The sequence below is a fragment of the Methanomethylovorans sp. PtaU1.Bin093 genome, from assembly GCF_002067275.1.
GTDB lineage: Archaea > Halobacteriota > Methanosarcinia > Methanosarcinales > Methanosarcinaceae > Methanomethylovorans.
In genome coordinates this window covers 1-9154 of record NZ_MVQX01000094.1, presented here as the reverse complement: position 1 = coordinate 9154, position 9154 = coordinate 1, and the positions used below count along the sequence as shown (strand labels likewise).

9 protein-coding genes and 1 pseudogene are annotated in these 9154 nt (G+C 44.3%); 4 read left to right on the top strand and 6 right to left on the bottom strand.

The window, feature by feature from the left end:
- Positions 1 to 289: 289 nt before the first annotated feature.
- Together A4E24_RS10470 and A4E24_RS10465 are read right to left on the bottom strand one after the other, a co-directional pair.
- Entirely contained in the window at positions 290 to 1009 is a 720-nt protein-coding gene (locus A4E24_RS10470) for a sensor histidine kinase (RefSeq protein ID WP_367121186.1), read from the bottom strand.
- Positions 1010 to 1024: 15 nt separating this feature from the next.
- Positions 1025 to 1951 (bottom strand): annotated as a pseudogene (locus A4E24_RS10465) (histidine kinase N-terminal 7TM domain-containing protein); the annotation flags it as partial.
- A gap of 581 nt (positions 1952 to 2532) precedes the next feature.
- On the opposite strand from A4E24_RS10465, the gene A4E24_RS10460 reads away from it, so the two are divergent.
- The gene (locus tag A4E24_RS10460; RefSeq protein WP_292353319.1) at positions 2533 to 3066 is read left to right on the top strand and encodes a fasciclin domain-containing protein; all 534 of its coding nucleotides are present in this window, start codon (positions 2533 to 2535) and stop codon (positions 3064 to 3066) included.
- A 67-nt stretch (positions 3067 to 3133) separates the two neighbouring features.
- Here A4E24_RS10460 and A4E24_RS10455 read toward each other — a convergent pair whose 3' ends face one another.
- The gene (locus A4E24_RS10455) at positions 3134 to 4072 is read right to left on the bottom strand and encodes a nucleoside recognition domain-containing protein (RefSeq protein ID WP_292353317.1); all 939 of its coding nucleotides are present in this window, start codon (positions 4070 to 4072) and stop codon (positions 3134 to 3136) included.
- Positions 4073 to 4190: 118 nt separating this feature from the next.
- Here A4E24_RS10455 and A4E24_RS10450 point away from each other — a divergent pair, with 118 nt between their 5' ends.
- From A4E24_RS10450 to pyrG, 3 genes are all read left to right on the top strand, one after another.
- The gene (locus A4E24_RS10450) at positions 4191 to 4358 is read left to right on the top strand and encodes a methytransferase partner Trm112 (protein ID WP_292353315.1); all 168 of its coding nucleotides are present in this window, start codon (positions 4191 to 4193) and stop codon (positions 4356 to 4358) included.
- Between the two features lie 62 nt (positions 4359 to 4420).
- Complete coding sequence (locus tag A4E24_RS10445; RefSeq protein ID WP_292353314.1) at positions 4421 to 5038, top strand: hypothetical protein; 618 nt, start codon at positions 4421 to 4423, stop codon at positions 5036 to 5038.
- 18 nt (positions 5039 to 5056) lie between these two features.
- Entirely contained in the window at positions 5057 to 6655 is a 1599-nt protein-coding gene (pyrG, locus tag A4E24_RS10440; protein WP_292353312.1) for a glutamine hydrolyzing CTP synthase, read from the top strand.
- On the opposite strand, the gene truD is transcribed toward pyrG, so the two are convergent.
- The 3 genes from truD to A4E24_RS10425 all read right to left on the bottom strand — a co-directional run.
- A complete protein-coding gene (gene truD, locus A4E24_RS10435) occupies positions 6652 to 7968 on the bottom strand; it encodes a tRNA pseudouridine(13) synthase TruD (RefSeq protein ID WP_292353310.1) in 1317 nt (438 codons plus the stop codon). The two genes, pyrG and truD, sit on opposite strands and share 4 nt — an antisense overlap.
- A 177-nt stretch (positions 7969 to 8145) precedes the next feature.
- Positions 8146 to 8493, bottom strand: coding sequence for a peptidyl-tRNA hydrolase Pth2 (gene pth2 / locus A4E24_RS10430; RefSeq protein ID WP_292353308.1), 348 nt, complete (start codon positions 8491 to 8493; stop codon positions 8146 to 8148).
- 39 nt (positions 8494 to 8532) lie between these two features.
- The coding region (locus A4E24_RS10425; RefSeq protein WP_292353307.1) for a RimK family alpha-L-glutamate ligase at positions 8533 to 9154 on the bottom strand (622 nt) is incomplete at its 5' end.

The following is a 9154-nucleotide window of genomic DNA, read 5'->3' as shown; positions in this document are numbered from 1 at the left end:
TAGAAATCGTCACGCTACAATCCCAACTGTGGGCAGATGCAACCACAGAGTACACAGAGTTCACGGAGATGAATAAATATTGCCACCCTCTGTGTTCTCTGTGAACTCAGTGGTTAAAACATAATATGTATGTTTTCTACAAAGCCAAAAAAAGATATCAGGCTGTTGCAATTCCATCATCTCTTCATGAAAAGATGCTCTTTCTGCAACCATAGCTGCTTGCTATATGAAAAATATGATTTCTTCACTGTCCAATACCTGCAGATCAAAAGATGGAAGATATACTAAGTTAAGCAGCTGGTATTTCGAAAGAGAATTTAGAGCCTTTACCTACTTCGCTCTCCACCCATATCCTGCCACCATGTAATTCAACCAGTTCTTTTGTTAGTGCAAGCCCAAGGCCAGTACCCTGATACCTGCGACTGTAAGTCGAATCCAGTTGTGTGAATGGCCTGAACAGTTTTTTCTGATCCTCCGGAGATATGCCGATGCCATTGTCAATAACTGAGATGCGTACCATTTTCTCTACCGTCCCTATACAAATGTTGATCTCCTCTCCTTCAGGTGTGAACTTGATAGCATTTCCGAGCAAGTTGTATATGATCTGTTTCAGTTTCGCCTCATCAGCTACTACAGCATTCGTATCTTTTTCCCTCTGTATACTTATCTTTATTTTTTTCTTACTTGAAAGAGGCTTTAGTGCGGACAATATCTCTGTCAGAAGGGGCTCAATATAGATCGTCCCAAGAGAAAGTTCCATCTTACCGGCTTCTATTTTTGCGATGTCCAGTATTCCATTGATAAGGTTGAGCAGTTGATTGCCACTGTTTGAGATGTGCTGAAGATAGTGATCCTGTTTAGGGCTAAGTTCTCCGGAATATCCTTCCAGCATGGCGTCCGAAAAACCAATTATTGAGTTAAGAGGAGTACGTAGTTCATGGCTCATGTTGGCAAGGAACTCGTTCTTTGTGCGGCTTGCAGTTTCAGCAACAACTTTTGCCTGAAGCAAGGACCCTTCCAGATTCTTAATGCCAGTGATATCTCTTATGACCACCATCTGTCCCATAGTATTCCCACGTTTGTCATTCAAGGGCAGGAATGTAATATTGAACCAGAATGCTGAACCTTCAATTTCCTCCCTGACCTCTATATTCTTTTTTTCAATGGCATCGGTTTTTCTATTTAAAAGATTACACCATGGTTCAGGCAATTCCGATACATGCATTCCTACGTCCTTTGGTTTTATGTACAGATCATTTATAGCAGAATTATTATAATCCAGAATTCTCTGTTTCGTATCAAAAACCATGACACTTTCGGGAAGATTCTCAAAAAGCAGGCTCCGAGCCAGAGGGGTCAGATTGAACAATTTGTATTGTGTAAATCCTATAAATATAATGATCGCACTCAATGTGAGGGAAAAGGAAGAAGGATCGATGCCCCATGGAGTCATTCCGGCCAGATGGATCAGAAGGGTTGAAAGCGGTATGGAAGAACCGAGTATTACAATAGCGATCTGTTTGCGGAAAACGGGAAGTGTTCCTGGCAGCATACTGAAAAGAAGAATAAGACCCAGAATGGTGCAGAGGATGGTATATGAAAAATGCACCCAGTACCATATACCAGGATCATAGTCCAATACCGGGAACAAGCCATCATAATTTATATAGTAGATCCTGTGGAACAATGTGTGGTGTTCTGTGGTGAAAACAACAAGAATGGTTGTGATCGAAATTCCCATAAAAAAAGCCAATAAGGGAATCGGCAATATGTTCTTTTTCCCACTGTAGCTCATAACGAATAGCAGGAAGAATAAAGGAACAAAGGCTATCCCTATGTATTCCAGCTTGTAGAAAAGCATAAGTGTTTGAAGATCTGTAGACGATATCTCAAGTGCATAAAAAAAAGAATAAAAAGCTATGGAGCTCAGAAGCAGAGGTATGTATTTTGAACCAGGGGTTTTTTTCTAGTCCTTGATGTAATAGAGAAGAATACAAAGAATGATACACGATATGAACGAAGGGATGGAGTAAACATTGAAATACATCTTTACTTCCTCATTGACAACAAAGCGCTATTTTTCTGAGTTTTAGTCCTGTCCTGGAACAGGAATTATTTTGGTATGTGATAAAGAACTGATCCTCGTGTCTGAAATTTATCTAAATTCCACAGCTCACTCTGCCAATGTCTGATCGTGGCTCTCAACTAACCGCCAGGAGAATTTGTGCGGCTAATGTAATGCTTTTTAAACCCTTACCCAATTTCATTTTAATATTACAACTATATATTATTTGCTTATGTTGCATGTATAAATTCCACTCTGCAGTGTCTTCAATAAAATGATCTTGCAAGCACAAAAATACCATTATCTGCACGAAGTACAGGACCATTTTGAAAAATTTGCTCCTCACTTCAAGATAGTGGGGTTCTATAGTGCTGGATTTTCAATACACCTATTTTGGAAGTTTTTAGAAAAGATAGTCTTAAATCTTTTAAGATAGAAAGTTATTCGTTTAAAAAGGGAGGTATTAAATGAAAAAATGGGTTATTGTAATTTTACTGATAGCATTCAGCTTAATGCTGTCAGGATGTACGGAACAGCCAGAAGAACAACCAGAAGCAGGCAATGAGAGCACAGTAACTGAACAAAAGGACATCGTTCAGACAGCTATAGATGCAGGTTCTTTCAATACTCTGGTTACGGCTGTACAAACAGCGGATCTAGTAGAAACTCTTAGCGGAGAAGGGCCTTTCACGGTCTTTGCGCCTACAGATGATGCGTTTGCAGCAGTCCCTAAAGAAACTTTGAATGGCTTGCTGGCTAACAAAACCGAACTGACAAAAGTACTTACCTATCATGTGGCATCAGGCAAGTACATGGCTGAGGACGTTGTTAGTATGGGGAACATAACCACTCTTGAAGGTAACATGCTTGATGTAGAGGTTACTAACGAGGGTGTTTTTGTGGGTGGTGCCAAGGTCATACAGACTGACATCGAGTGCAGTAATGGTGTGATCCATGTGATAGACACTGTACTGATCCCGCCTGCAAATATGACCTCCTGATCTCAGTTAATGTTTTCAGGCTTTTTTAGATCCCGTGCAGAGCCAGCATCTGGCTCTAGCATTTCTTTTATGCAGCTACCTGTAACAGAATGATCAGTATTGCCAACCTGACAAGCATACTGATGCCTACTGATATCCCTACTATCTTCGTACCAACTTTCGCTCCGAAAAGGGATACATATCTGGGAAGAAGTGACCTTATACCGAATATCGGTAGCATGAACATGCTTCCCAGCATAAGTACTATCATTGCCTGCACAGGCGAGATCCCATTGTCACTAAGCATGGGTCCGAGTAATGATATCCCCGCGATAGGGCTCGCGATATAGGTTGTGAGGGGAACGATGCTCTCAGAAGGGATATGAAAGATCTCTGCAAGTGGCAGAACGCTGAATGCCTCAAAGGCCCCATTTTCTCTCAAATAGAACACAATGGTTGTCATAGCCAGATATACTAACGCTATCCTCGTGAACAGACGTCTCTCTTTCACAAAGGTTCTCTTTATCGCATCTTTAAAGGAAACCTTTTTCCGGGTCGCTGTATCGGCCATCTTGCAGTTGTTTTTTTCAAGCAGCAGCTTGCTAAGGATAACCACTATTGAGATCTTCACTATTGCCGTAATTATAAATACGCCTACATAGAAGCCGCCTACGAAGTATCCAAGGGCCGGTAGTACTATTGGTATCTGGTATGTAAGTATCTCTCTTATATAGGCAGGAGTGCTGTTGAGCAGGGCGCACAGCATTGCCTCTCTGTCATTGATACAGCCACTGTTGCGAACCTGTACCACCATGCTGTTAGCAGCAACAGCGGAGCCCAGAGAGACCACAAATGCCGAAGCACAGCTATCCGGAAGATTGGTATGACGGAAAAGAGGACCAGCCACTATGGATAACTTTTGCATCAGTCCGAGCTCTATCAGAAGCCCTGTGCCAAAAAGCCCCAATGCTATCGTTATCAGTATCGGGATAGCAAAATCCAGAACTTTGAGCAGGAGGTCGAGCATGCAAATATGTAATGGATGGTATCTAGATTAATGTATCTGATTATTGAAATATCACCAAAACCTTGATATTTACTGTAATGCATGTTGGTGGTGGTGAACAGATGTGAAAGAGGACCTGATGAAGATTCTTGCCTGTCCTTTATGCAAAGGTGACCTTCTTCTGAACGTGCAGAGCAAAGAGGGTGACGAAGTTATAACAGGTACATTGTACTGTAAAAAGTGCAATGAATATTATCCAATAGATGATGGCATACCTAACATGCTGCCTCCGCATCTGAGGGAATGAGGTAAGGTAAATTGCAGGTAGTTCATATTAACAGACTGGGGATAAATTCCATTGAGTTTGATATGGAATCTATGGAGATACCTCTCTCTCCCGGGGAAGAACAGAGCTTTGAGATAGTGATCATCAATTACAGTTCACCTACCCATGTACATATTTCTGTAAGTGATACTCTTAAGCAAAATGTCACAATACTTGAGGACAATCCATACGTGACCCATGAAGATTATATCCCTGTGGTGGTCAGAATTCCTTTTGACGGCAAAAAGATCTATCAGGGAGATGTGCATGTAACAGTTAGCCACGGTGCGAGAAAAAGTAGTTTCTCCATGGTCCTGGGTCAGCCTCTTACTGGCAAGGATACAAAATGCATCCAGGTGGATGATTCCCTCTCAGCACCTAATGATGTCTATGTAAAGAACAAGAAGTCTGCAGGTAACTGGAAAGAGCAGCTTCCGGAAATATCGGCAGGAATGCTGAAAAACAGTTATGAACATGTGATCTCCAAGGCTACGGTCTTTCTTTCAGGAATTCTGCTGCTCCTTTTATTCATCCTGACGGTCTCAAGTATATTTGCGAATGGGATCAGTCCTGTGCTGGGTTTTTATTTAGCTGTTGTCTTATCGATACTTTTCACAGCATTCTGTGTATATCTCTTAATAAAGCTTCCAATATTCAAGTGATCTGGGTAGTTGATCTACATGAAATATATCATAGTTACAGGCGGAGTTATGAGCGGTCTTGGAAAAGGCATCACTGCTGCATCCATTGGTAGGAACCTTAAGAACATAGGTTATAAGGTAACAGCTATTAAGATCGACCCATACATTAACATTGATGCGGGAACTATGAGTCCGTATCAGCACGGGGAGGTCTTCGTGCTTAAGGACGGAGGAGAGGTCGATCTTGATCTTGGGAACTACGAACGTTTCCTGGATACGGAACTTACCCGGGACCATAATCTAACTACAGGTAAGATCTACCAATCTGTGATCCTGAAGGAACGCAGGGGTGATTATCTGGGAAAGACCGTGCAGATCATTCCTCATATAACCAATGAGATCAAGGACAGAATAAGGAAAGTTGCCGCAAAGAGCGGTGCAGATATCTGCCTTATTGAAGTAGGCGGCACGGTAGGTGACATTGAAAGTATGCCTTTCCTTGAAGCTGTCAGGCAGATGCACCGGGAAGAGAGATCAGAAGACCTCATCTTTGTGCATGTGACACTGGTGCCAATAGATACCCAGGGTGAGCAGAAGACCAAGCCAACCCAGCATTCGGTCAAAGAGCTCAGGGAACTGGGACTTACGCCGAACGTCATAGTTGCAAGGTGCAGGGAGCCCCTATCAAAGAGCACCATCTCAAAGGTATCCCTGTTCTGTGATGTACCTGAAGAAGCTGTCATCAGTGCCCATGATGCAAGGGACATATATGAACTGCCTCTTTTGATGGATAAGGAAGGCCTTACTCAATATCTGATTAAAAGGCTTTGTCTGAAATCTGCCAGTTATGATCCCTCCTGGACCGAAATGGTGGAACGCATGAATAATCTGAAAGGACAGGTGAAAATATGCATAGTAGGAAAATATACTCACCTTGAGGATTCATATCTCAGCATCAGTGCATCCATAAAACATGCGTCCATCGAATGTGGCTGTGACTATGTCACTGACTGGCTCAATGCAGAAACGCTGGAGCAGGATCCAGAGTGTCTCAGGAAGCTTGATGATTATGATGGCATTCTGGTCCCCGGTGGATTCGGAGAAAGAGGTACTGAAGGCAAAATGATGGCCATCAGGTATGCACGCGAGCACAACATCCCATTCCTGGGCCTGTGCCTGGGAATGCAGCTGTCAGTGGTCGAGTTCGCAAGGAACGTATTGGGTCTTAAAGGAGCGAACAGCACTGAGTTCAATGAGGATACGCCTTATCCGGTCATAGATATACTTCCCGAGCAGGAGGGTGTGGAGGACATGGGAGCCACAATGAGGCTGGGAGATTATGAGGCCCAGCTTAAACCAGGTTCCCTCGCAGAAAAGATCTACGGGTCACGTAGCATAGTGGAACGTCACAGGCACAGATATGAGGTAAATCCCAATTTTGTGGACAAATTGCAGGAAAAAGGGCTTGTGTTCTCCGGGGTCAACAGGAACCGCATGGAAATATGTGAACTTCCCGGACATCCTTTCTTCTTTGCATCCCAGTTCCATCCGGAGTTCAAGTCAAGACCGGGCAGGCCTTCCCCGCCATTCAAGGCTTTTATGTGCGCCATGCTGGAAAGGCAGAAAGAAAGGTGTTAGCTCATCTTAAGAGGGTCCACTTTCATATATTCGCGCAGCACCGTGGTGGCATAGCTTCCTTTAGGAAGGGAGAAGTCCACCATCACTTTTTGCTTTCCGGTGTTCAGGTCATCTTCAAGGACCTCGAACCGTGGCTGTACGTTGAGCAGTATCTCTCTTCTCTGTCCTCTGGAAGCCATTGTGGGTATTTCCTGCAACCTGAAATCCTCTGGTTTCAGTTTGAGTTCATCTATTATTGTTGCTTCCAGTTCTCCGGGAATACCTGAAGCCATTTCGGTGTCGTATCCGAAAAGCGGTGCAGTGACGAATGCCCGTCCTCTTTTTATCAGATTGTTCATCCCATCCAGGTTCACGGCATTGACCCGCTGCGTCCTTGAGGTATCAGGTAAAGACTCACTGTTCTTGAAGCATACGATATCTCCTTCAATGGCCCGGTTAAGGGGGATCCCGGCTTGAATTCTTGCACAGATCACTCTATTATATATGTATGACTGGAATGCGTGTACGAACATCCTGCTCATGGTTTCTGTCAGCATTGAAAAAGAGCCTTTATAGTCATCTGGATGCTCCACAAGATAGTGCATCATAGCACGTTCATACCTAAGCCGCGGGGGAAATGTTCGCAGTCCCTGTGCAAAGTCCCTGGTGTTCCTTACTTCATCCCTTGCTATCCTTGTTTCTTCCGGCTCTTCCCTGAAACTTGCAGCAATATATATCATGGCAGCTTCTTCAGCCGAGCCTCTGACAAGAGCTTCTCCTACCAGATGTGTTACAGGCCGGATGGCGCCAAAACGCTGTATTCCGAAGAAATTAGGCACTCCTCCCATGGCTCTGATCTCGGAAGTGATCCCATCCATTCTATTTTTCAGTTCATCTTTTTCAAGAGATATGTCACGTATTGTTATTTTGAACTGGTTTCCCAGCAGATCTCCCAGTTCCACAGCTCTCCTGTATCTACCGAGAGAGGTCAGCTGCACGTCTTTGATGTGTACTTTTTCAATGCTTTCCACTGGGATATCAAATATACTAATACGCTGGGTGGTGACAGCTCTTTTATCTTTGGTCCCTGCAAAACCAATGCGCTTCTGGCTGATACCAAGCGCCCTGGACAGGTCCCTCATAATATGATGCGTGTCCCAGTCCTTCTTGGTGAGCTCCAATATAAGGTATTTTCCGGAACCCTCCACTTCCCAGCCTGACACTTCCTTTACTATGAAATCCTCCGGCTCCTGCCTGAGCATGCCTCCAATGCCTTCGGCTGTCGTTGCATATAATTCCATGCCTATAATGTGTTCTGTTTCAGGGACCTGCATGAGTGGCTCTATAGTTCTGGGACTATATCAATCATATCCACAGCGAAGTTGGCATGTAACTTTCAGCTCATCATCTCCCTGCAGTTTCCGGGCTTTAAACGACAAAGAATATTTCCAGCGCAGTTGCTATTAACATCAGCAGCTTGCCTGAATGAATTATTTGCTATCGATATGAGATCAAAGAAGTTTCAGGTCCTTGGTGATCCTGTCAATATCCTGAGATCTTGCAGGACCGATGCCAAGGACGGTCACTGTTCCGGGTTCAACCTCCGTGAGGCCGGCATCAGCGATGAGCGCAGTGGGAAATCCTTCTCTTCTTGCCTTTTCCTTTAGCTCGAAAAGGTCTTTTAGCGCCGGGACCCGCAGCACCACTTTTTTCTGTCCGCCTTCTTTCCAGTTATCAAGAACGAATCTTGAAGCCCAGCTGCTGGCAGAAACCGCTGCATGTGCAACCTGTACTGCAAGCTTACCTTTTGAAAGTTTCAGATCATCTCTTACAACGATACATTGTTTATATTCATCCATTAAGCAGGCCTCGTAAATATAACTTCAGATATCATTTGATCATTCTCTTAAGTGTATGTAGTCGAGAATATGTCCGGCAACATTAACTCCGCATGAGCTATATATACCTGCTCCGGAAGGAGTGCCATTTACCTCGAGCACCATCGTGCCACCCGGCCCTTCGATGAGATCCACTCCTGCAAATACAGTGCCTACGGCTTCTGCAGCCTTCGCACAGATCCTTTCCTGTGAAGGGGTAAGGCTGCAAGGTGACGATGTGCCCCCCTGGCTCAGGTTATTTATCCAGTGGCCTTTCTGCGCGCTGCGGTATATGGAACCCAGCACCTTGCCGTTCACTACAAAAACGCGTATATCCCTTCCCTGGTTCTCTATGAACTCCTGGATGTAGAGCATTCCCCAGCTATCGATCATCTGTGTGATCTGCTCTTTCCATGGGATCTGTGAGATTGTACCATCAGGCTCTACCATTTTTCCATCCCTGACCCTGATGATGCCCTTTCCCTTGTAGCCAAAGACGGGTTTTACGACTGCATCCCGAAGTTCATTTATTATTTCAATGGCTTTGTCCCTGTCCTGCACTGAGAAGGTAGCCGGTACGGGAAGTCCTGCCTTTGCGAGCAGGTATGTCGTATGATACTTATTTGCAGCATTCCTGATGGCT

What these genes read in the sequence shown, in the direction of transcription:
- A4E24_RS10460 (WP_292353319.1), top strand. Translation starts at nt 2,533, where the DNA reads ATGAAAAAATGGGTTATTGTAATTTTACTGATAGCATTCAGCTTAATG.
- A4E24_RS10455 (WP_292353317.1), bottom strand. Translation starts at nt 4,072, where the DNA reads ATGCTCGACCTCCTGCTCAAAGTTCTGGATTTTGCTATCCCGATACTG.
- A4E24_RS10450 (WP_292353315.1), top strand. Translation starts at nt 4,191, where the DNA reads ATGAAGATTCTTGCCTGTCCTTTATGCAAAGGTGACCTTCTTCTGAAC.
- A4E24_RS10445 (WP_292353314.1), top strand. Translation starts at nt 4,421, where the DNA reads ATGGAATCTATGGAGATACCTCTCTCTCCCGGGGAAGAACAGAGCTTT.
- pyrG (WP_292353312.1), top strand. Translation starts at nt 5,057, where the DNA reads ATGAAATATATCATAGTTACAGGCGGAGTTATGAGCGGTCTTGGAAAA.
- truD (WP_292353310.1), bottom strand. Translation starts at nt 7,968, where the DNA reads ATGCAGGTCCCTGAAACAGAACACATTATAGGCATGGAATTATATGCA.
- pth2 (WP_292353308.1), bottom strand. Translation starts at nt 8,493, where the DNA reads ATGGATGAATATAAACAATGTATCGTTGTAAGAGATGATCTGAAACTT.